Annotated in this window: 2 protein-coding genes; both read left to right on the top strand. The window is 69.8% G+C overall.

Annotated elements, in window-relative coordinates; all coding sequences use genetic code 11:
* Positions 1 to 92: 92 nt before the first annotated feature.
* On the top strand, positions 93 to 4,766 hold the full coding sequence (locus LIV37_RS09890) for a non-ribosomal peptide synthetase (RefSeq protein ID WP_121825640.1): 4,674 nt from the start codon (positions 93 to 95) through the stop codon (positions 4,764 to 4,766).
* Positions 4,763 to 23,263: a non-ribosomal peptide synthase/polyketide synthase gene (locus LIV37_RS09885; RefSeq protein ID WP_121825641.1), complete on the top strand. Its 18,501-nt coding sequence runs from the start codon at positions 4,763 to 4,765 to the stop codon at positions 23,261 to 23,263. The genes LIV37_RS09890 and LIV37_RS09885 overlap by 4 nt, the downstream gene beginning before the upstream one ends.
* Positions 23,264 to 23,265: the final 2 nt, after the last annotated feature.

The following is a 23,265-nucleotide window of genomic DNA, read 5'->3' as shown; positions in this document are numbered from 1 at the left end:
AATGACATGAGTATTTCGAAAGTAATTCGGCGCTGCTGCCCGGGAAGTGACCCGATATTAGGCAATGGGTGGTGCTCGTGCAAGACGGGGGAATGAATGGGTCTCGCTATCCTCAGGGGTCTCGCTACCCGCTATCGGCTGCCCAGCGGGAGATCTGGGTGGCGCAGCGCATCAACCCGGATGGCCTGCAATTCCAAGTAGGCCAGTATGTCGAGATCCACGGGCCCCTCAACCCCGCCCTTTTCGAATCGGCGCTGCGCCGGGCCGTCGCCGAGGCCGACACCCTGCACGCACGCTTCCCGGACAATGATGGCGGCATCGACGGCGGCATCGACGGCGTGCCCCATCAGGTGCTCGGCCCGCCCGGCGACTGGGCGCTGCGGACCCTCGACCTGAGCCGGGGCCCCGGCCCCCGTGCCGCCGCCGAACAGTGGATGCGCGAGGAACTCAGGACGCCGATGGACCTGGCGCGCGGTCCGCTGTTCTCCTTCGCCCTCATCAAGACGGCGGCGGATCGGTTCGTCTGGTACCAGGGATATCACCACATCGTGACCGACGGCGCGGGCAGCACGCTCTTCGCCCGCCGGGTCGCCGAACTCTACACGGCATTCCACAAAGGCGAACCCGCCGGTGAGTCCCCATTCTCTTCACTGGCCGCCCTGCTCGACCAGGAAGCCGAGTACCGGAAATCCGAGGAATTCGAGCGTGACCGCCGGTACTGGCTGGAGCGTTTTGCCTCCCCGCCCCAGGCCGCGCGTCTCACCACCGAGCCCGGCACCGAACCCAGCGATTTCCTGCGCCATACCACCCTGATCGGAGCCGATGAGGCCGACCGCCTCAGAGAGGCCGCGCGGGCCGCCCGGACTCACTGGTCGGTGGTGTTGACCGCTGTTGTCGCGGTTTACCTGCACCGCTTGACCGGGGCAGCGGACATCACGCTCGGCTTCGCTGTTTCGGCGCGAAAGGACCCGATTTCCCGCCGTACTCCCGGAACGCTGGCCAACATACTTCCGCTCCGCGTGGAATTGAACGCCGCGACGACCTGGACCGATGTGCTGCGACGCCTTTCCCGGGAAGTCCGCATGGCCTTGTCGCATCAGCGCTATCGCGGCGAGGATCTGGCCCGCGACCTCCATCTCACCGGGGGTGTTCCGGCCCTCGTGGGGCCCGAGGTCAACGTCATGTCGTTCGACTGGGACCTGGAGTTCGGCGAATGCCGGGCCACCCACCACAATCTGGCCAACGGCCCGATCCCCGATGTGTCGGTCATGGCCTACGAACGGCCCGACGGCGGAATCCGCATCGACCTGAACGGCAACGCCGACCTCTACGGCCCCCAGGATCTGGCCGACCACCAGCGGCGCCTCCTCACCTTGCTGGAGGCGGTGGTGGTGGATGCGGGGCGTTGTGCGGGTGGCGTGGCGTTGGTTTCGGTGGCGGAGCGTGAGGAGTTGTTGGGGTGGGGGATCGGCGGGGTTGGGACGGTGTCGTCGGGGACGGTGCCGGGGGCGTTGGGGTGTGGTGGGGCGGTTGCGGTGGTGTGCGGGGAGGTGGCGTTGTCGTATGAGGAGTTGGGGTCGCGGTCGGATCGGTTGGCGCGGTTTTTGGTGGGGTGTGGGGTGGGGCCGGAGCGGTTGGTGGCGGTGGTGATGCCGCGTTCGGTTGATTTGGTGATGGTGTTGCTGGCGGTGTTGAAGGCCGGTGGTGCGTATGTACCGGTGGACCCCGGGTATCCGGCGGAGCGGGTGCGGTTCATGGTGGCGGATGCCGGGCCGGTGCTGGTGGTGGCGTCGGGTGAGGTGGTGGACCGGCTGCCGTCGTTGGATGTTCCGGTAGTGGTGCTGGACGATCCGGAGACCGCTCGTGAGGTGGCGAGTCGTCCAGATGGCGAGGTGACCGACGCGGATCGTCTGGCGGCGCTGTGGCCATCACATCCGGCGTATGTGATGTACACCTCCGGCTCGACCGGCACCCCCAAGGGCGTCGTGGTGTCCCACCAGAGCCTGGTCAACACCATCGAGTGGGCCGTCGAAACCCTGGGGACGCGGGCCCTCTCCCACGTGATGATGTCGACCTCGGCGAGTTTCGACGTGTCCGCCTTCGAGCTGTTCGCTCCGCTCGCGTGCGGTGGGCGTGTGGAGATCGTGGACGATGCCGTGGCCCTGGTGGAGCGGTTGCCCCACCGGCCGGAAGCGAGTCTGGTGAGCGGCGTCCCTTCGGCCCTGGCCCAGGTCGCGAAGGCCATCGGACCACGGGACTTCCCGGGCGTCGTGGTCTGCGCCGGGGAGGCCCTGGCGGGCCCGGCGGCCCGCACCATCGGTGACGCCCTGCCCGGCTGCCGGGTGCTCAACGCCTACGGCCCGACGGAGGCCACGGTCTACGCGACGGCCGGGTGGTGCGACGGCGAGGCCGAGGGCGCCGCACCGATTGGCGGGCCGATCGCCGGTATGCGTGCGTATGTGGTGGATGGTGGGTTGGGTTTGGTGCCGGTGGGTGTGGTGGGTGAGTTGTATGTGGCGGGTGTGGGGTTGGCGCGGGGGTATGTGGGGCGTGCGGGGTTGACGGCGGAGCGGTTTGTGGCGGATCCGTTCGGTGGGGTGGGGGAGCGGATGTATCGCACCGGAGATCTGGTGCGGTGGCGGTCGGACGGGGCCCTGGAATTCGTCGGCCGGGCGGATGATCAGGTGAAGGTGCGTGGTTTTCGGATTGAGTTGGGTGAGGTGGAGGGTGCGGTGGGTGTGCATCCGTTGGTGGGTCAGGTGGCGGTGGTGGTGCGGGAGGACCGTCCCGGGGATCGGCGGTTGGTGGCGTACGTGGTCCCTGCTGGGGGCGCATGTGATGTGGGGGTGGTGCGGGAGTTTGTGCGGGGGCGGTTGCCGGAGTTCATGGTGCCGGGGGCGTGGGTGGTACTGGACCGGCTGCCCGTGACGGCGAACGGCAAGCTGGACCGGCGGGCCCTGCCGGTGCCGGAGGTCGGGGGGTCTGGTTCGGGTCGTGAGCCACGTACGGCCGTGGAACGGACGCTGTGCCGTTTGTACGCCGAGGTGCTGGGCCTGGAGCGGGTGGGGGCCGAGGACGGCTTCTACGACCTCGGCGGCGACAGCATCTCCACCATCCAGCTGGTCAGCCGGGCCAGAGCGGCCGGGCTGGTCATCACTCCGGCCGACGTGTTCGCCCACAAGACGGTGGCCCGGCTGGCGCACACGGCGACGCCCGCGACCGGTTCGGCCCGTGACCAGGCGGCCGATGTCCCGATCGGCCAGGTGACACCGACCCCCATCATGGAGTGGCTCCGTGAGCAGGGCGGCCCGGTCGACGGCTTCTGCCAGGCGATGCTGATGACCACACCCGCCGGAGCCGGTACCCCACAGCTCGCGGACGTTCTGCAGGCCATGACCGACCACCACGACGCGCTGCGGCTGCGGTTGGCGGACCGCCTCGATGGGGCATGGTCGGCCGAGGTGGCGACGGGCGGAACGGTACGCGCCGCGCAGCGGGTGCGCCGTATCGAGACCACGGACGGCCGGCTCCCGGAAAGCCTGCTGGCCGAGCAGTTCACCACCGCCCGTGGCCGCCTCGACCCGAGGGCGGGGGTGATGTGGCAGGCGGTGCACTTCGACGCCGGGGCGCGGCATCCGGGGCGGCTCCTGCTGGTCATCCACCACCTGGCGGTCGACGGTGTCTCCTGGCGCGTCCTGCTGCCGGACCTGGCGGCCGCCTGGGCGGCGGTGGCGGCGGAACGACCGGTGGAGTGGCAGCCAGTGGGCACGTCGTTCCGTCGCTGGGCCGCACTGCTGGCCGCCGAGGCGGAAACGGAGGTCCGGGAGAGGGAGCTGCGCCACTGGGAGGGGGTCCTGGCCGATGTACGGCCCGTGGTGGCGGGTGTACGGCCCGTGGTGTCGGGTCGGACCGGCGGCGACCGCGACACCTTCGGGACCGCCGGAAACATGGCGTTGCCCATGCCCGGTGAGGACACCGAGCCGTTGCTGACCCGAGTGCCCGGGGCGTTCCACGCCGGTGTGCACGATGTGCTGCTCGCCGCGTTCGCCGTGGCCCTCGGCATGTGGCGGGAGCGCCACGGCCGGGGCGCCGGCGGCGGGCCCGTGGTGGTGGACGTGGAAGGACACGGCCGGTCACACCCCTTGGCCGAGGAGGTGGACCTCTCGCGCACCGTCGGGTGGTTCACCGCCCTCTATCCCGTCCGGCTGGAACCGGGCCGGGTGGACCAGGAGGAGACCCGGCGTGGCGGTCCCGCGCTCGGCCGTGCGGTCAAGCGAGTCAAGGAGCAACTGCGGGCCCTCCCCGGCCATGGACTCGGCTACGGGCTGCTGCGCTACCTCAACCCCCGCACCCGGCCCCGCCTCGCCGCGCTCCCGACCCCCGACATCCGGTTCAACTACCTCGGCCGCATCGCCGCACCGCGCGGCGCGGCACCGTGGACACCCGCCGGGGACGGTACGAGCGGCCCGCTCATGGCGGGCGCGGACGCCGATGCCCCGCTGCCCTACGCCTTGGAGCTGAACGCCGTCACGTACGACGGCCCCGACGGCCCGTGCCTCGTGGCGCACTGGTCCTGGGCTCGTGGACTGCTCACCGAGGAGGAGGTGAGCGACCTCGCACAGACCTGGTTCACCGTGCTGAAGGCCATCAGGGCGCATGCCGAACGCCCGGACGCGGGCGGCCGCACACCCTCCGACCTCCCCCTGGTGAACCTCAACCAGGACCAGATCGACCGACTCGAGGCAGTGTGGAGGAAGAAACGATGACACAGTCAGGACTGCTCGATGTCTTGCCGCTGTCGCCCTTGCAGGAAGGGCTGCTCTTCCACGCTGTGCATGACGTACATGCCGCCCATGCCGGGAGCGGTAGCGACGGGTACACCGTCCAGATCGTGCTCCGGCTGGACGGGCATCTGCGCCCGGCCGCGCTCCGGGCGGCGGCCGAAACGCTTCTGGACCGCCACCAGAACCTCCGCGCCGCCTTCCTGTACGAGGGGATGGACCAGCCCGTCCAGGTGATCCCCCGCGAGATCGAGCTGCCGTGGGCGGAGATCGACCTTACCGAAACCGAAACCGAAACCGAAACCGAAGCCGAAGTCGAAGTCGAAGTCGAGACCGAAGCTGAAGCCGAGACCGAAGCCGAGCGCCACGCCGCATGCGAGCGTGTCCTGGACGACGAGCGAAACCATCGGTTCGACCCCACCGACCCCCCGTTGCTCCGCTTCACCCTGATCCGTATCGGCACCGACCGCCACCTGCTGGCGCTCACCAACCACCACATCCTGCTCGACGGCTGGTCCTATCCCGTCCTGCTCCAGGAACTGTTCGAGCTCTACGCCCGCGAAGGCGACGACAGCCACCTGCCGCCGGTGACCCCCTACCGGGACTACCTCGCCTGGCTCGCGGCGCGGGACCGGGGGGCCGCCGAGGAAGGGTGGCGGCAGGCCCTGGCCGGACTCCAGGAACCCACCCTGCTGGCCCCGGCCCCGGCCGCCAACCCGGCACGCCCGGCCCGGCGGGATCGGGTCGCACTGGAACTCCCCGGCGACCTCACCACGCGGCTGGAAGGCTGGGCACGCGGCCACGGGCTGACCCTCGGCACCGTCATCCAGGGCGCCTGGGCCATCATGCTGCACCGTCTGACCGGCCGTGACGACGTGGTCTTCGGCATCACCACGGCCGGGAGGCCACCGGATCTCCCGGGCGTCGAGAGCATGGTCGGACTGTTCATCAACACCGTGCCGGTGCGGATCACGCTCGACCAGGACGAGACCCTGGCCACGCTCCTCGCCCGGGTGCAGCAGGAGCACGTCCGTCTCCTGGACCGCCAGTACACCGGCCTCACCGAGGTGTGCCAACTGGCCGGGCACCCACGACTCTTCGACTCGCTCGTCGTGGTGGAGAACTACCCCATGGACCCGGACGCCGTCTGCCCACCGGAAACCGGCCTCCGGGTGACCGACATCAGCGGTCACGACGGCACCCACTACCCGCTCAGCCTGGTCGTCTTCCCCGGTGAGAGCCTGCGTCTACGACTGGACTACCGCGCCGATGTGTTCGACCGCGCCACGGTCGAGAGCGTGCTGAGGCGCCTCCTCACCTTGTTGGAGGCGGTGGTGGTGGATGCGGGGCGTTGTGTGGGTGGCGTGGCGTTGGTTTCGGTGGCGGAGCGTGAGGAGTTGTTGGGGTGGGGGAGCGGCGGGGTTGGGACGGTGTCGTCGGGGACGGTGCCGGGGGCGTTGGGGTGTGGTGGGGCGGTTGCGGTGGTGTGCGGGGAGGTGGCGTTGTCGTATGAGGAGTTGGGGTCGCGGTCGGATCGGTTGGCGCGGTTTTTGGTGGGGTGTGGGGTGGGGCCGGAGCGGTTGGTGGCGGTGGTGATGCCGCGTTCGGTTGATTTGGTGGTGGTGTTGCTGGCGGTGTTGAAGGCCGGTGGTGCGTATGTACCGGTGGACCCCGGGTATCCGGCGGAGCGGGTGCGGTTCATGGTGGCGGATGCCGGGCCGGTGCTGGTGGTGGCGTCGGGTGAGGTGGCGGGGCGGTTGCCGTCGTTGGGTGTTCCGGTAGTGGTGCTGGACGATCCGGAGACCGTTCGTGAGGTGGCGAGTCGTCCAGATGGCGAGGTGACCGACGCGGATCGTCTGGCGGCGCTGTGGCCATCACATCCGGCGTATGTGATGTACACCTCCGGCTCGACCGGCACCCCCAAGGGCGTTGTGATCACGCAGCATGCCCTGGTGGCGCTGGCCCGCGACCAGGCGTTCGATGCCAGTGCACACGGCTGCGTGCTGGTGCACTCGCCCTTCGCCTTCGACGCGTCCACCTACGAGCTCTGGGTCCCCTTGCTCCGTGGCGGCAGGCTCGTTCTGATGCCCGACGGCCCGCTCGACACCACCTCCATGGCCAAAGCGATCGCCGAGCACGGCGTCACGGGCGTCTTCGCGACCACAGCGCTGTTCAACAGCCTCGCCGATGAGTCACCCGACTTCTTCGCGAACGTCCAGGAGGTGTGGACGGGCGGCGAGGCCGCCTCCCTCGCGGCGGTGCGGCGGGTGACCGACGCCTGCCCGGACACCGCCGTGGTGAACGCCTATGGCCCCACCGAGACCACGATGATCGCCACCTACCACCGGGTGGTGAGGGGCGGAACGTCCGCCGAGGTGGTACCGATCGGCCGTGGCACGGACAGCACGCGGGTGTATGTGGTGGATGGTGGGTTGGGTTTGGTGCCGGTGGGTGTGGTGGGTGAGTTGTATGTGGCGGGTGTGGGGTTGGCGCGGGGGTATGCGGGGCGTGCGGGGTTGACGGCGGAGCGGTTTGTGGCGGATCCGTTCGGTGGGGTGGGGGAGCGGATGTACCGGACCGGGGACCTGGTGCGGTGGGACGGGCAGGGCCGGTTGGTGTTCGTCGGCCGGGCGGATGATCAGGTGAAGGTGCGTGGTTTTCGGATTGAGTTGGGTGAGGTGGAGGGTGCGGTGGGTGTGCATCCGTCGGTGGGTCAGGTGGCGGTGGTGGTGCGGGAGGACCGTCCGGGGGATCGGCGGTTGGTGGCGTACGTGGTCCCTGCTGAGGGTGGGTGCGATGTGGGGGTGGTGCGGGAGTTTGTGCGGGGGCGGTTGCCGGAGTTCATGGTGCCGGGGGCGTGGGTGGTGCTGGACCGGCTGCCGGTGACGGCGAACGGGAAGCTGGATCGGCGGGCGTTGCCTGCTCCGCGGGGTGGTGGTGGATTGGAGTACACCGGGCCCAGGGATGGGGCCGAGGAACTGCTGTGTCGTTTGTTCGCCGAGGTGCTGGGTGTGGAGCGGGTGGGGATCGAGGACGGTTTCTTCGATCTGGGTGGGCATTCGTTGTTGGCGACGCGGTTGGTGTCGCGGGTGCGGTCTGAGTTGGGTGTGGAGCTGCCCGTGGGGGCGGTGTTCGAGGCGCCGACAGTGGCCGGGCTGGCTCGTCGGCTGGCCAGGGGCGCGAGTCGGGCGGGCCGGGAGCGGCCGGGGCTGGTGCGGTGTGATCGGCGGCCGGAGCGGTTGCCGGTGTCGTTCGCCCAGGGCCGGTTGTGGTTTCTGTATCGGTTGGAGGGTCGGTCGGCGACGTACAACATTCCGTTGGTGGTGCGGTTGTCGGGTGAGGTGGATGGTGGGGCGTTGGGGTGGGCGTTGCGGGATGTGGTGGGTCGGCATGAGAGTTTGCGGACGCTGTTCGCTGAGGTGGATGGGGTGGTGTGCCAGCGGGTGTTGTCGGTGGAGGAGGCGGGTCGGCGGTGGCCGGGGCTGGAGACGGTCGCGGTGGGCGACAGGGCCGAGGCCGAGCGGGCGGTGGCCGAGGTGGTACGGCACGCCTTCGATCTGGAGGAGGAGCTGCCGCTGCGGGCAGTCCTGGTGCGGGAGTTCGCGTCGGAGCCCGTATGCACGCTGGCGTTGGTCGTGCATCACATCGCGGCGGATGGGTGGTCGCTGGGGCCGTTGTGGCAGGACGTGGCCGGGGCGTATGCGGCACGGCGGGAGGGCCGGGCTCCGGGGTGGGAGCCGATGGCGGTGCAGTACGCGGACTACACGCTGTGGCAGCGCCAGGTGCTCGGTGCGGCTGATGCGCCGGGCAGTGTGCTGGCCGACCAACTGGACTACTGGCGCGCCAAGCTGGCCGATATCCCCGAACAACTTTCCCTGCCCACTGACCGGCCCCGTCCCCCGGTGGCCAGCCACCAAGGGCGCTGGATCGCGTTCGAGGTCGGCCCCGAGACGCACGGCGCACTGGCGGCTCTGGCCCGTGAGACCGACGCGAGCGTGTTCATGGTGCTCCAGGCGGCCGTGGCCGCCCTGCTGACCCGCCTGGGGGCGGGTACGGACGTTCCGATCGGCAGCCCCGTCGCCGGACGGCCCGACGAGGCGCTGGACGATGTCGTCGGCTTCTTCGTCAACACGCTGGTGCTGCGTGCGGACACCTCCGGCGACCCGTCCTTCCGGACGCTGCTCGAACGGGTCCGCGACACCGCCCTCGCGGCCTACGCGCATCAGGAGCTGCCGTTCGAGCAACTGGTCGAAGCGCTCAACCCGGAGCGCACGCTCGCCCGCCACCCACTGTTCCAGGTGTCCTTGGCGTTGCAGACCGCGTGGGATCAGGACTTCGCCCTCCCGGGCACCACAGCCACGCCGGAATGGCCGGAGGCGCGGACCGCCAAGTTCGACCTGGCCTTCATGGTCAACGCACGCCAGGGCCACGGTGGGACCCACACCGGACTCGACGGGGTGCTGGAGTACGCCGTCGACCTCTTCGACCAGGAGACCGCCGAACGGCTCGCCCACCGCTTTCTGCGGATACTGGACGAGGTGGTGGCGCGCCCGGACGCGCCGATCGGCCGCGTCGACATACTGGACGCCACCGAGCGACACCGGACCCTGGTGGCATGGAACGACACGGGGCGGCCGGATCTGCCACGGCTGTCGTTCGGTGCGCTCTTCGAGGACCGGGTGCGCAGGTCCCCGGACGCCCTCGCCGTGGAGTGCGGAGCGCTCCGCCTGTCGTACGCGGACCTCGACGCCCGAGCCAACCAACTCGCCCACCATCTCACCCAGCGCGGTATCGGGCCGGAGTCGCGCGTGGCGCTGGCCTTCGGCCGTTCCGTGGACATGGTGGTCGGGGCACTCGCCGTGCTGAAGACCGGCGCGGCGTATCTGCCGGTCGACCCCGCCTATCCGGCGGAGTGGATCGCCTTCGTCCTGGCCGACAGCGCGGTGAGCGCGGTGGTCACGCGGAGCGCGTTCGTGGATTCACTGCCGAGTGCGGCCGTCTCCACCGTGGTGACGGACACGCCGGAGACGATGTCCGACATCCGCCGGCAGCCGACCACCTCCCCGGCGGTATCGGTGCCATCCGTGCGCCTGACCGCCGCGGCCTACGTGATCTACACATCGGGCTCGACCGGGCGCCCCAAGGGCGTGGTGGTCACCCACTCCGGCATCGCGGGGCTGGCAACGGCCCAGGCGGAGCGGTTCGCTCTGGACCCGTCGTCCCGAATCCTGCAGTTGGCGTCGCCGAGCTTCGACGCCTCCGTGATGGAATTCCTGATGGCATGGGCCTCAGGGGGTGCGCTGGTCATCCCGGAGCGGTCGGGGGTCCTGGCGGGCGAGGAGCTTGCTGGCGTGATCCGCCGATACGGGATCACCCATGCGTTGATCTCGCCGACCGTTCTGGCTGGAATGTCAACCACCGAACTCCCTTCGCTGCGGACCCTGTTGGTCGGGGGCGAGGCCTGCGGCCCCGAACTCGTCGGGCGGTGGGCGTCCGGGCGGCGGATGGTGAACGCCTACGGCCCCACCGAGGCGACGGTGTGGGCCACGGCCGGTGTCCTGGAAGCCGAACGCCATGCGTCGGCCGGTCGCGCGCCCACCATTGGCGTACCGGTCGTTGGTGCCCAGGTGTATGTCCTGGACGCGTGGTTGCAGCCGCTGCCGACCGGAGTGGCGGGGGAGATCTATCTGGCCGGGGCGGGCCTGGCCAGGGGATATCTGGGCCGTCCCGGGCTGACGGCCGGGCGGTTCGTGGCGAACCCCTTCGCCGGGTCTGGATCCGGGTCTGGGTCTGGGGCCGGAGCGCGGATGTACCGCACCGGGGACCTGGGGCGATGGCGGTCGGACGGGTCTTTGGAGTTTGTGGGGCGTGTGGATGATCAGGTGAAGGTGCGTGGTTTTCGGATTGAGTTGGGTGAGGTGGAGGGTGCGGTGGGTGTGCATCCGTTGGTGGGTCAGGTGGCGGTGGTGGTGCGGGAGGATCGTCCGGGGGATCGGCGGTTGGTGGCGTATGTGGTGCCTGCTGAGGGTGGGGCTGGGTGTGATGTGTCCGTGGTGCGGGAGTTTGTGCGGGGGCGGTTGCCGGAGTTCATGGTGCCGGGTGTGTGGGTGGTGTTGGAGCGGTTGCCGGTGACGGCGAACGGGAAGCTGGATCGGCGGGCGTTGCCGGTGCCGGAGGTTGGGGGGTCTGGTTCGGGTCGTGGGCCGCGTACGGCGGTGGAGCGGGCGTTGTGTCGTTTGTTTGCTGAGGTGTTGGGTGTGGAGCGGGTGGGGGTCGAGGAGGGTTTCTTCGATCTGGGTGGGCATTCGTTGTTGGCGACGCGGTTGGTGTCGCGGGTGCGGTCTGAGTTGGGTGTGGAGCTGCCCGTGAGGGCGGTGTTCGAGGTGCCGACGGTGGCCGGGCTGGCTCGTCGGCTGGCCAGGGGCGCGAGTCGGGCGGGCCGGGAGCGGCCGGGGCTGGTGCGGTGTGATCGGCGGCCGGAGCGGTTGCCGGTGTCGTTCGCCCAGGGTCGGTTGTGGTTTCTGTATCGGTTGGAGGGTCGGTCGGCGACGTACAACATTCCGTTGGTGGTGCGGTTGTCGGGTGAGGTGGACGGTGAGGCGCTGGGGTGGGCGCTGTGGGATGTGGTGGGTCGGCATGAGAGTTTGCGGACGCTGTTCGCTGAGGTGGATGGGGTGGTGTGCCAGCGGGTGTTGTCGGTGGAGGAGGCGGGTCGGCGGTGGCCGGGGCTGGAGACGGTCGCGGTGGGTGACCGTGCCGAGGCCGAGCGGGCGGTGGCCGAGGTGGTACGGCACGCCTTCGATCTGGGGGAGGAAGTGCCGCTGCGGGCGGTGATGGTGCGGGAGTCTGCCTCGGCGGGGGTTGGATGCACGCTGGTGTTGGTCGTGCATCACATCGCGGCGGATGGGTGGTCGCTGGGGCCGTTGTGGCGGGATGTGGTTGGTGCTTATGTCGCGCGGCGGGAGGAGGGCCGGGCTCCGGGGTGGGAGCCGATGACGGTGCAGTACGCCGACTACACGCTCTGGCAACGGGAGGTACTGGGCTCTCCTGATGTGCCGGGCAGTGTGCTGACCGACCAACTGGAGTATTGGCGCCGCAAGTTGGAGGGTGCTCCCGAGCAGCTTCCGTTGCCTACTGATCGGTCGCGTCCTGTGGTGGCGAGTCATCGGGGTGCGACGGTGGGGTTTGTGTGGCCGGGGTGGTTGCACGGTGGGTTGGTTGGGGTGGCGGGTGCGGAGGGTGCGACGTTGTTTATGGCGTTGCATGCGGGGCTTGTGGCGGTGTTGACGCGGCTGGGTGCGGGTGAGGATGTGGTGGTGGGGTCGGTGATTGCTGGGCGTGGGGATGAGGCGTTGGAGGATCTGGTCGGGTTTTTTGTGAATTCGTTGGTGTTGCGGGTGGATACGTCGGGTCGTCCTGGGTTTCGGGAGTTGTTGGGGCGGGTGCGGGTGGTGGATCTGGAGGCGTATGCGCATCAGGATGTGCCGTTTGAGTATCTGGTGGAGGCGTTGAATCCGGCGCGGACGTTGGCGCATCATCCGTTGTTCCAGGTGATGCTGGCCTTGCAGAACACCGCGCATGCCGGGTTTGATCTGCCGGGTGCGGAGGGGAAGGTGGAGCAGGTCGGTGCGGGCACTTCCCGGATGGATCTGCTGATCAGCGTCGGTGAGCGTCACGCGGACGATGGCGCGCACGCTGGGCTGGACATCACCGTGGAGTTCAACACTGACATCTTCACCGAGCGGACGATTGAGTCGGTCATCCAGCGGTGGCGCCGCCTGCTGGAGACAGCCCTCACCGAGCCCGACCTGCCGGTCAACGACATCGACCTACTGGAACCCGACGAGCGCACCGCACTCCTCCGTCAAGGCAATCCCACCACCGCCCACCCCTCACCCGCCGCCACCACTCTCCCCGCCCTGCTGACCGCCCAAGCTGTCCACACTCCCCACACGCCCGCCGTGGAATGGGGAGATGAGTGCCTCACTTACGAGGAAGTCGATGTAAGGGCGAATCGGCTGGCCCGGTATTTGATCGGGCGTGGAGCCGGGCCGGAAGCGGTGGTGGCCGTGGCGGTGCCCCGCTCGCTCGACATGGTCATCGCGGTTCTGGCGATCCTCAAATCGGGCGCCACCTATCTGCCGATCGACATGGCGTACCCGCCGTCCCGTATCAGCTTTATGCTGCGCGACGCGCGCCCTCTCGCGGTGGTGGTGACCAGCCGTACCCTCGGCGATCTGGGGTGCGACGACGTTCCTACGGTGGCGCTCGGCGATCCGTACACCGCTGACACGATCGCCGCCCTGTCCGGCTCCGATGTCACCGACGCGGACCGCGTGCACCCTCTGCATCCCCTGCACCCGGCCTATCTCATCTACACCTCCGGCTCCACCGGCACCCCCAAGGGGGTCGCCGTGCCGCATGCCGGAATCGCGAGCCTGGCCCTGACGCAGGCCGACCGATTCGAGGTGGGCGAGGGGAGCCGGGTCCTGCAACTGGCCTCACCCGGTTTCGATGTGTCCATGATGGAGATGGTCATGGCCGTCGCCACCGGGGCCACGCTGATCGTTCCGTCCGCCCGGAGGCTCGTGGGCGAGGACTTGGCCGTCGTACTGCGCGATCAACGCATCAGCCACGCCGTCATGTCGCCGACCGTGCTGGGCAGCATTCCCGACGGCGCGTTCCCCGACCTCCGCACCTTGATCATCGGGATTGAGGCATGTCCGGGGGAACTGGTCCAACGGTGGTCCGCCGGGCGGCGGATGGTGAATGCCTACGGTCCCACCGAGGCCACGGTGTACGTCACGGCCACGGGGCAGCTCTCCGGTCCGGACGTGCCCCCGATCGGTGGGCCGATTGCCAATACGCGGGTGTATGTGGTGGATGGTGGGTTGGGTTTGGTGCCGGTGGGTGTGGTGGGTGAGTTGTATGTGGCGGGTGTGGGGTTGGCGCGGGGGTATGTGGGGCGTGCGGGGTTGACGGCGGAGCGGTTTGTGGCGGATCCGTTCGGTGGGGTGGGGGAGCGGATGTATCGCACCGGAGATCTGGTGCGGTGGCGGTCGGACGGGGCCCTGGAATTCGTCGGCCGGGCGGATGATCAGGTGAAGGTGCGTGGTTTTCGGATTGAGTTGGGTGAGGTGGAGGGTGCGGTGGGTGTGCATCCGTTGGTGGGTCAGGTGGCGGTGGTGGTGCGGGAGGACCGTCCCGGGGATCGGCGGTTGGTGGCGTACGTGGTCCCTGCTGGGGGCGCATGTGATGTGGGGGTGGTGCGGGAGTTTGTGCGGGGGCGGTTGCCGGAGTTCATGGTGCCGGGGGCGTGGGTGGTGCTGGACCGGCTGCCGGTGACGGCGAACGGGAAGCTGGATCGGCGGGCGTTGCCTGCTCCGCGGGGTGGTGGTGGATTGGAGTACACCGGGCCCAGGGATGGGGCCGAGGAACTGCTGTGTCGTTTGTTCGCCGAGGTGCTGGGTGTGGAGCGGGTGGGGGTCGAGGAGGGTTTCTTCGATCTGGGTGGGCATTCGTTGTTGGCGACGCGGTTGGTGTCGCGGGTGCGGTCAGAACTTGGGGTCGAGCTACCGGTCGGGATGGTGTTCGAGGCGCCGACAGTGGCGGCGTTGGCCCGCAAGCTGGCCAGGAATGCGGGAGGTCGGGCGGGCCGGGAGCGGCCCGAGCTCGTGCGATGTGATCGGCGGCCGGAGCGGTTGCCGGTGTCGTTCGCGCAGAGTCGGTTGTGGTTTCTGTATCGGTTGGAGGGTCGGTCGGCGACGTACAACATTCCGTTGGTGGTGCGGTTGTCGGGTGAGGTGGATGGTGGGGCGTTGGGGTGGGCGTTGCGGGATGTGGTGGGTCGGCATGAGAGTTTGCGGACGCTGTTCGCTGAGGTGGATGGGGTGGTGTGCCAGCGGGTGTTGTCGGTGGAGGAGGCGGGTCGGCGGTGGCCGGGGCTGGAGACGGTCGCGGTGGGCGACAGGGCCGAGGCCGAGCGGGCGGTGGCCGAGGTGGTACGGCACGCCTTCGATCTGGAGGAGGAACTGCCGCTGCGGGCAGTCCTGGTGCAGGACATCACCGACGAGCCACAACCGGCGTGGACATTGGTATTGGTCGTGCATCACATCGCGGCGGATGGGTGGTCGCTGGGGCCGTTGTGGCAGGACGTGGCCGGGGCGTATGCCGCGCGGCGGGAGGGCCGGGCTCCGGGGTGGGAGCCGATGACGGTGCAGTACGCCGACTACACGCTCTGGCAGCGCCAGGTGCTCGGTGCGGCTGATGCGCCGGGCAGTGTGCTGTTCGACCAACTGGACTACTGGCGCACCCACCTGGCCGGTATCCCCGAACAACTCCCCCTGCCCACTGACCGACCGCGTCCTGTGGTGGCGAGTCATCGGGGTGCGACGGTGGGGTTTGTGTGGCCGGGGTGGTTGCATGGTGGGTTGGTTGGGGTGGCGGGTGCGGAGGGTGCGACGTTGTTTATGGCGTTGCATGCGGGGCTTGTGGCGGTGTTGACGCGGCTGGGTGCGGGTGAGGATGTGGTGGTGGGGTCGGTGATTGCTGGGCGTGGGGATGAGGCGTTGGAGGATCTGGTCGGGCTTTTTGTGAATTCGTTGGTGTTGCGGGTGGATACGTCGGGTCGTCCTGGGTTTCGGGAGTTGTTGGGGCGGGTGCGGGTGGTGGATCTGGAGGCGTATGCGCATCAGGATGTGCCGTTTGAGTATCTGGTGGAGGCGTTGAATCCGGCGCGGACGTTGGCGCATCATCCGTTGTTCCAGGTGATGCTGGCCTTGCAGAACACCGCGCATGCCGGGTTTGATCTGCCGGGTGCGGAGGGGAAGGTGGAGCAGGTCGGTGCGGGCACTTCCCGGATGGATCTGCTGATCAGCGTCGGTGAGCGTCACGCGGACGATGGCGCGCACGCTGGGCTGGACATCACCGTGGAGTACAACTCCGACATCTTCACCGAGCGGACGGTCGATTCGCTCACCCAGCGGTGGCGCCGCCTGCTGGAGACAGCCCTCACCGAGCCCGACCTGCCGGTCAGCGACATCGACCTGCTCACCCCCACCGAGCGCGCCACCCTCCTCCGCCAGGCCAACCCCACCACCGTCCACCCCTCGCCCGGTACCACCACCCTCCCCGCCCTCCTGGCCGCCCAAGCCGCCCACACCCCTCACGCACCGGCCCTGACCTACAACGGCGATGTCATGACCTACGCGGAGCTTGATGCGCGAGCGAACAAGCTGGCCCGCGTGCTGATTGCCCGGGGAGTGGGGCCGGAGCGCGTGGTGGCCGTGTGCCTGCCCCGCACCCCGGAGGCGGTCGTCGCGCTGCTGGCCGTACTCAAAGCGGGCGGCGCCTATCTCCCGATCGATCCCGCGTACCCGGCCGAGCGGATCGCCTTCATGCTGGGCGACGCCGGGCCGGTCGTGGTCCTGGCCGACTCCGTCACCGTACGACTCCTGCCGTCGCCGTCGCCGTCGCCGACCCCGACCTCACACCCCGCCCCAGCGTCAGTGTGCGTACTCGACTCCCCGGACATGGTGCGCGCCCGTGCCGAGCAGGACGCCACGCCCGTGGCAGACGGGGAGCGGCCGGGGCCCCTCACCGCCGGAAACCTGGCGTACGTCCTCTACACATCAGGGTCCACCGGAACGCCGAAGGGCGTGGCGGTGCAGCACTCCTCCGTGGTCGGGTTGATGGCCTGGGCCCGGGAGCGCTTCGGGCCCGAGCGGCTGTCGTCGGTGTTGCTGTCGACCTCGCTGAACTTCGACGTCTCGGTCTTCGAGCTGTTCGCACCGCTGACGGTCGGTGGGCAGGTGGAGCTGGTCGAGAACCTTCCGGTGCTGGTGGAACGGGGCGGCTGGTCCGGCGGATTGATCAGCGGGGTGCCGTCGGTCGTCGCGCAGGTACTCGGCTCCGGCGCCCGGCTTGCCGCGCAGGATGTGGTGTTCGCCGGCGAAGGGCTGCCGGCGCGCGTGTTCAACGAGGTCAGGCAGGCCGTACCGGGTGCGCGGATCGCTAACGTCTACGGTCCGACCGAGGCCACGGTCTATTGCCTGGAGTGGCATTCGGCCGGGCAGGAGACGCTCACCCGCCCGGCGCTCACGGGCACACCCCTGCCGAACACCTCCGCCTACGTCCTGGACGCCGAGCTGAAACTGGTCCCACCGGGGGTCGCGGGTGAGCTGTACATCGCCGGCCCGGGGCTGGCCCGGGGCTATCTCGCCCGCGCCGGGCTGACGGCGCAGCGCTTCGTCGCCGATCCCTACGGGCCGCCAGGTACCCGCGTCTACCGCACCGGTGACCTGGTGCGATGGACCGAGGACGGCCAGCTCGACTACCTGGGCCGCGCCGATGAGCAGGTGAAGGTGCGGGGGATCCGTATCGAGCCGGGTGAGGTGGAGGGCGTGGTGGCCTCGCATCCCTCGGTGGGCCAGGTGGCGGTGGTGGTGCGGGAGGACCGGCCGGGTGACCGGCGGTTGGTGGCCTATGCGGTCCCGGCCACCCAGACCCACCCGCACCCGCACCCGCACGCGCCCGACGCGGGGCCCGAGGACGGCGGTGCGACCTCGGCGGGTCTGGACGTGGCGGTCCCGGACGTGACGGAGCTGCGCGCCTTCGTACGGGAGCGAGTGCCCGAGTACATGGTGCCCGCGGCGTTCGTGGTCCTGGACCGGCTGCCCGTCACGGCCAACGGCAAGCTCGACCGAGGCGCCCTGCCCGCACCGGAGTTCACCTCCCGGGCCTCCGGCCGCGCACCGCGCACGGCCGTGGAGAAGACCCTGTGCGGACTGTTCCAACAGGTCCTGGGCGTGGCAGTGGTGGATGCCGAGGACAGCTTCTTCGACTTGGGCGGTGACAGCATTTCCTCCATCCAACTGGTCAGCCGGGCGAGGTCGGCCGGGGTGGTGATCACCGCTCGGGACGTGTTCCTGCGGAAGACCGTGGCCGGACTGGCCTCCGCGGCGGAAGTGGCGGAAGTGGCAGAAGCGACTGAAGCGCCGGAGGGAGCCGGGACGGCGGCTCCGGTGGCGGACACCGGGGTCGGCGAAGTGGCCACGACCCCCATCATGGAGTGGCTGCGCGAACGGGGCGGCCCCGTCGGCGAGTTCTGCCAGGCGATGCTGGTCACCGTGCCCGCCGGGGCGGGCTCGGACCGGCTGAGCGCACTGCTGCGGGCCGTGACCGACCACCATGACGTGCTGCGGCTGAGGGTGACGGACCGCGACGGAGGACGGTGGTCGCTCGAGGTGCCCCCGGCCGGATCCGTGGACGCCGCGGCGCGGGTGCGCCAGGTGTCCGGTGGCGCGGACGGACACGTAGGGCGGCGGCTGCTCCAAGAGGAGTTCATGGCTGCCCGGGGGCGCCTGGACCCGTGGTCCGGTGTGATGTGGCAGGCGGTGTACTTCGACGCAGGGCCGGACCGTCCGGGCCTGGTGCTGCTCGTGCTGCACCATCTGGTGGTGGACGGCGTGTCCTGGCGGATCCTGCTGCGCGATCTGCGGGTCGCCTGGGATGCGGTGGCCGCCGACCGGCCGGTGGCGTTGGAGCCGGTGGGCACGTCGTTCCGCCGGTGGGCCGCGCTGCTGACGGCCGAGTCGTGCGATCCCGCCAGGGAGGCCGAGTCGCCGTGGTGGGAGCGGACCCTCACCGACGTACGGCCCCTTGCGGACGGGGACCAGTTCCAGTCCTGGCGCGAAGAGGTGGCCGCCGGGCCCGGCACCGCCAGTCTCACCCTGCGGCTTTCAGCCCCGGACACCGAGCCCTTGCTGGGGCGGGTCCCCGCGGTGTTCCACGCGGGAGTGCAGGATGTGCTGCTCGCCGCGTTCGCGGTGGCGGTCGACGCCTGGCGCGTACGCCATGGGCGGGCCGTGGCGGGCGAACCGGTGGTGGTGGACGTGGAAGGACACGGCCGGTCGCACCAGCTGGCCACGGACGTCGACCTGGCGCGTACGGTCGGCTGGTTCACCACCCTCTACCCCGTGCGGCTGGAGGCGGGCATGGTGACATCGGAGGACGTCACCGGCGCGGGCCCCGGTCTGGGGCGTGTGGTCAAACGCGTGAAGGAGCAGCTGCGGGCCGTACCGGACCAAGGGCTGGGCTACGGACTGCTGCGCCACCTCAACCCCCGTACCGGCCCCCGGCTCGCCGCGCTCACGACCCCGGACATTGGCTTCAACTACCTGGGCCGCTTCACCGAGGCCGACCGTGAGGCACCGTGGATGCCGTCGGCCATCGACGACGGTGGGGTCCTGTCGGGGGCCGGTGATGACGCCGGAATGCCACCAGCCCATGTGCTGGAACTGAACGCCGTCACCGTCGACACCTCGCGGGGCCCCTGCCTGACGGCGACCTGGTCCTGGGCGGAGGGAGCACTCACCCAGCGGGAGGTGGACGACCTCGCGCACACCTGGTTCCGTGTCCTCCAGGCGGTCACCGAACACGCCGACAGGCCGGGCGCCGGAGGACTCACCCCCTCCGATGTGAAACCGGCCGCGCTGACCCAGGACGACATCGAACGCGTCGAAGCAGCATGCGCACCGGCCGTGCTGAGCGACATCCTGCCGCTGACACCCCTCCAGGAAGGGCTGCTCTTCCACGCCCTCTACGACGCGCGCGCCACCGATGACTACGTCGTCCAGCTCGGCCTCGACCTCGACGGACCGTTGGACCGCCACGCCCTGCGCCAGGCGGCCGAGGCGCTGTTGCGCCGCCATCCGAACCTGCGCGCGGGATTCTGGCACGAGGGGCTGGAACGCCCGGTCCAGGTCGTGCCCGCCACCGTGGCGCTCCCCTGGCAGGAGATCGACCTCCGGCAGCTGGACGGTGACGGACAGCTAAGCGGTGATGGGCAGCTCAGCGACGACGGGCAGCTGCCTGGCGACAGGCAGCCAAGTGGCGACAGGCAGCGCGAGGAGCTACGCGCCGTGGCAGCGGCCGAACGCGACCGGCGGTTCGAGCCGACCAATCCGCCACTCCTCCGCCTCACCCTGATACGGCTCGGCGATCACCGCCACCACCTGCTGCTGACACACCACCATCTGCTGCTGGACGGCTGGTCGCTGCCGGTGGTGATGCGCGATCTGTTCCAGCTCTACCGGAATCGGGGAGTGGCGGGCGAACTGCCGCCCGTCACTCCCTACCGCGACTTCCTCACCTGGCTGGCCGAACGGGACGAGCGGGACCGGAGCGCGGCGGAGGCCGCGTGGCGGCAGGTACTCGACGGATTGGAGGGCCCGACGCTCATCGCTCCCGCCGCGGGCCCGTCCGGCGCCTCGCGCCCTCCTGAGGAGGTTTTGACGGAGCTGTCTCCGGAGGCCACGTCCGCGCTGACGGCGCTCGCACGTGGCCGGGGGTGGACGGTCAACACCCTCGTCCAGGGTGCGTGGGGCATCCTCCTCGGCAAGGTCACCGGAAGCGATGACGTGGTGTTCGGGGCCACCGTGTCCGGCCGTCCCCCGGAGTTGCCCGGGGTGGAGAACATGGTCGGGCTCTTCATCAACACCCAGCCGGTGCGGATCCGCCTGAACCCGGCCGAATCCCTGTCCGCCCTGCTGACCAGGGCGCAGGAGCAGGCGTCCCGGCTCGTCGAGCACCAGGACCTCGGCCTGACGGACATCCACCGCCTGGCCGGCCACCCCCAGCTCTTCGACACGCTCGTACTCTTCGAGAACTACCCCCTCGACCCGGAGGCGCTCCGCTCCCCGTCCGACGGGCTGCGGGTGGCCGCATTCGAGGGCCACGACGCCACCCACTACCCGCTGTGCCTGGTCGCCACGCAGCAGCGCTCCCTGCGCCTCCGCCTGGACTACCGCCCCGACGCCTTCGACCGCTCCACGGTCGCCTCGCTCGCCCGCCGTCTGGAGCGACTGCTCGCGGCGATGGCCGCCGACCCCGATCGGCCACTGGCCGACATCGACCTGCTGACCGCGGCGGAACGACGGCAACTTGCCGCGCCGAACACCACCGAGGCGGCCTTGCCGCCGTCCACCGTGGCCGACCTGCTCGCGGCGCGGGCGGCACGTACCCCGGAGGCGCACGCCCTGGTGACGGGCGGAACGGTACTGACCTACGCGGAACTCCACGCGCGGGCGAACCGGCTGGCCCGTGTGCTCATCGAGCGAGGTGCGGGCCCGGAGCGGGTGGTGGCCCTCTCGCTGCCACGGTCCGCGGACATGGCCGTGGCATTGCTGGCCGTGATGAAGACGGGGGCGGCCTATCTTCCCCTCGACCCGGATCAACCGGCCGAACGGGCCCGCTTCATGTTCCACGACGCGGCCCCCGTCACCCTCGTGACCACCGAGGCCGGGGCGGCGAAGCTATCGGGTGCCGGGGCCTCGGTGCCGTGCCTCCTGCTGGACGCCGCCGATACCGAGGCCGCTCTGCGGGACCGCTCGGACGCCGACATCCATGACGCCGAGCGAACGGCCCCGCCCCATCCGCTGAACACGGCGTACCTCATCTACACCTCGGGCTCCACCGGCCGTCCGAAGGGCGTCGCCGTGACACAGCGGTCCCTGCTGAACCTGCTGCTGGGGATGGCCGACGAGCTGGGCCTGGTACCGGAGGACCGCTGGCTCGCGATCACCACGATCAGCTTCGACATCGCCGCGCTCGAACTGTTCGGCCCGCTCCTGGCCGGCGCCACGGTCGTCCTGGCGACGACGGACGAGGTCCACGACCCGGCGCGGCTGTCCCCGCTGCTGACCGAGAGCGGCACGACGATCATGCAGGCCACGCCCACGCTGTGGGCGGCACTGCTGGAACACCACCGAGCCGATCTGACCGGCGTACGGATCCTGACCGGCGGTGAGGCGTTGCCCGCGGCTCTGGCACACGAGTTGCGGGACCGCGCGGCCCATGTGGTCAACGTCTACGGTCCGACGGAGACCACCATCTGGTCCACGCTCTCCCGCTGCTCTGAGGACGGAACACCGACCGTCGGTGGGCCGATTGCCAATACGCGGGTGTATGTGGTGGATGGTGGGTTGGGTTTGGTGCCGGTGGGTGTGGTGGGTGAGTTGTATGTGGCGGGTGTGGGGTTGGCGCGGGGGTATGTGGGGCGTGCGGGGTTGACGGCGGAGCGGTTTGTGGCGGATCCGTTTGGTGGGGTGGGGGAGCGGATGTACCGGACCGGGGACCTGGTGCGGTGGCGGTCGGATGGGGTTTTGGAGTTTGTGGGGCGTGTGGATGATCAGGTGAAGGTGCGTGGTTTTCGGATTGAGTTGGGTGAGGTGGAGGGTGCGGCGGCCGTGCATCCGTCGGTGGGTCAGGTGGCGGTGGTGGTGCGGGAGGATCGTCCGGGGGATCGGCGGTTGGTGGCGTATGTGGTGCCTGCTGAGGGTGGGGCTGGGTGTGATGTGTCCGTGGTGCGGGAGTTTGTGCGGGGGCGGTTGCCGGAGTTCATGGTGCCGGGTGTGTGGGTGGTGTTGGAGCGGTTGCCGGTGACGGCGAACGGGAAGCTGGATCGGCGGGCGTTGCCGGTGCCGGAGGTTGGGGGGTCTGGTTCGGGTCGTGGGCCGCGTACGGCGGTGGAGCGGGCGTTGTGTCGTTTGTTTGCTGAGGTGTTGGGTGTGGAGCGGGTGGGGGTCGAGGAGGGTTTCTTCGATCTGGGTGGGCATTCGTTGTTGGCGACGCGGTTGGTGTCACGGGTGCGGTCGGAGCTCGGGGTCGAACTGTCGATTGGGGCGGTGTTCGAGGCGCCGACGGTGGCCGCGCTGGCCAGCAGGTTGGAGAGTGGCGACGGTGGGAAGGGCCTCGATGTCCTGCTGCCGCTGCGGCCACACGGCAGCCGTGCACCACTCTTCTGCGTCCACCCGGCCGGTGGGATCAGCTGGCCCTATTCCGGGCTGCTGCGCCATATCGATGCCGACCACCCCGTCTACGGTCTCCAGGCCCGGGGGTTGTCCGGTACGGAGACACCACACGCCACGGTCGAGGAGATCGCGGCGGACTATCTGCGCCAGATCCGTACTGTGCGGCCACACGGCCCGTACCACCTCCTCGGCTGGTCCTTCGGCGGCATCGTCGCCCATGCGATCGCGACCCGGCTCCAGGAAGAGGGTGAGGAGGTGGCCTTGCTGGCCGTGCTCGACACCTACCCCCTGGCCGCCGTGCCTGCGGAGGAATCGCTGCCAGAGGCGGGAGATCGCGATATCCGGGGCATGTTCCTCGACGTCCTGGCGGACGGGGCGTACTCCCTGGATGAGGAGATCCTGACGGCGCTGTGCCATAGCCACGCCCAGCACGAGCGAGCCGCCAAGGAACACCGGCCTCGGCGGTACCACGGGGAGATGGACCTCTTCATCGCGACGGAGGAACCCACCGACCACCGGACCGCAGCATGGCGTACGGCTGATTCATGGGCGCCGTACGTCGAGGGAGACATCCGGACCCACGATGTGCCCAGTACTCACGACCACCTGATGACGCAGCGGGCACTGGATCACATCGGTCCCGTTGTCGCCCGGGGTCTCGAGCGGCCGTAGCG

Origin of the sequence: Streptomyces rapamycinicus NRRL 5491 (assembly GCF_024298965.1) — a bacterium.
GTDB classification, from domain to species: Bacteria; Actinomycetota; Actinomycetes; order Streptomycetales; family Streptomycetaceae; genus Streptomyces; species Streptomyces rapamycinicus.
This window is presented reverse-complemented; position numbering and strand designations above follow the sequence as displayed.

Coding starts and splice junctions, on each gene's coding strand:
- LIV37_RS09890 (WP_121825640.1), top strand. CDS start 93: ATGAATGGGTCTCGCTATCCTCAGGGGTCTCGCTACCCGCTATCGGCT.
- LIV37_RS09885 (WP_121825641.1), top strand. CDS start 4,763: ATGACACAGTCAGGACTGCTCGATGTCTTGCCGCTGTCGCCCTTGCAG.